The 344-nt window shown below is 70.1% G+C and carries 1 protein-coding gene; it reads left to right on the top strand.

The genetic code is table 11. The features are described from left to right. Nucleotides 1–8: 8 nt before the first annotated feature. On the top strand, nt 9–344 hold a 336-nt coding region (locus tag AC5Y7D_RS30955), incomplete at its 3' end, for a helix-turn-helix domain-containing protein (protein WP_499930010.1).

Below are 344 nucleotides of genomic sequence, written 5' to 3'. Positions count from 1 at the left end.
AAGCACGCGTGGTTGTCCTGGAAGTCGTCAGCGGCCGCATGTCGGTCACCGAGGCAGCCGGGGTCTATGGCCTGTCTGGCCAGCACCTCTATCGGCTGCTGGACCGCTACCGTCAAGGCGGTTTGGAGGCGGTCGATCCCCGCTCGCGACGGCCCGCCAGCAACCCCCGCGCTGTCAGCGATGAGGTGGTGGCCGCGGTGGTCCTCCTGCGCGAGGGCCTTGTCGCCGACGGGCTCGACGCCGGCCCACTCACCCTGCAATGGCACCTGGCTCAACGCGGCCTGCCGGTGCCCTCGACCTGCACGATCCGACGCATCCTGAGCCACCACGGCCTCATCACCCCC

It is taken from the genome of Mycobacterium sp. NGS49 (assembly GCF_059812565.1).
Note: the sequence above shows the minus strand (reverse complement) of the source record. Positions and strands in the feature narration are given on the sequence as shown.